The sequence below is a fragment of the Rothia sp. (in: high G+C Gram-positive bacteria) genome, from assembly GCF_030540545.1.
In the GTDB taxonomy this organism is placed as follows: Bacteria; Actinomycetota; Actinomycetes; order Actinomycetales; family Micrococcaceae; genus Rothia.
Genome location: NZ_JAUNVZ010000113.1, coordinates 1 through 1,086, shown reverse-complemented (window position 1 = coordinate 1,086; position 1,086 = coordinate 1). Strand labels below are relative to the sequence as shown.

Here is a 1,086-nt window from a genome sequence, read left to right as displayed (position 1 = left end):
CTTAAGTCTGTGTACGCCATGCACTAGGGTGCGGCGCATGCTTGTCTCTGCGAAGTTAGAAAGAATTTTCGTATCTTCGTGCGCTCACTTTTCTTATCCCCCTGCACGATTATGTTTATCGTTATTCTCATCACCCTTCTAGGCATAGTGTTGGGCTTCAGTCTACGCCGCTTTCGCCTAGTCCAAGGGGTGCAGCGCACCATTACGGTGACCATCTACCTGATGCTCTTTATCCTGGGGCTCTCTGTGGGGGAGCATCCTACGCTCATGCATCACCTGCCCCGGTTCGGTGGATTGGCCTTGCTCCTCGCCTTGGTGGGGATACTGGGTAGCGCTTTGGCCGCCAAGGCACTCTACACCTATATATATAAGGAGTATTCGGGTGCTCCCCATGCTCCAACCGCTGCCTATTCTGTCCCTTCTGATGATGCGCTCCCCTCGACCGGAGGTGACGCTTCCGCCTCCCTGCGGCAGAGCCTACTCGTGGTGGTGCTCTTTGTCCTTGGCTGTGTGCTTGGCGCTACGGTAGACCGCGCGTGGCGCGTACACGATCTCTCACTCTACCTGCTCTACGCCCTCATGCTCCAGGTGGGCATCAGTATAGGCTGTAGCGACAATCTCAAGGGCCTGTTTCGCACCTTTCGCCCTACCCTCCTGCTTCTTCCTTTGGGCACTGTGGTGGGCACCTTGCTCTTGGTCGGCGCGGTCTCGCTCCTGCTGCCGCAGTGGGGGCTGCGCGACATGTTGGCGGTAGGCAGTGGCCTAGGCTACTACAGCCTCTCGTCAATACTCATTACGCAGTTGAAAATGCCCTCCCTGGGCGAGGAGCTCGCCACCGAGCTGGGGCTCATTGCTCTGCTGACCAATGTGCTGCGCGAGCTCACTACACTCGTCACTGCTCCCTGGCTCAAGCATTATTTCGGCCCCTTGGCGCCCATCTCTGCGGCGGGAGTAACGTCGGTCGACGTCTGTTTGCCTACGATAGCCCGTGTTTGTGGGCCACAGCTGATTCCCGTCACGCTGCTGCACGGTATGGTGCTCGATATGAGCGTCCCCTTCCTCATCCCCCTCTTTTGCTAATCGCCC

General features: G+C 57.9%; 1 protein-coding gene. It reads left to right on the top strand.

What is annotated here, in order from left to right; translation table 11 throughout:
- The first annotated feature begins 111 nt into the window (after window positions 1-111).
- Window positions 112-1,080: a lysine exporter LysO family protein gene (locus tag Q4P78_RS09315; protein ID WP_303340090.1), complete on the top strand. Its 969-nt coding sequence runs from the start codon at window positions 112-114 to the stop codon at window positions 1,078-1,080.
- Window positions 1,081-1,086 lie beyond the last annotated feature (6 nt).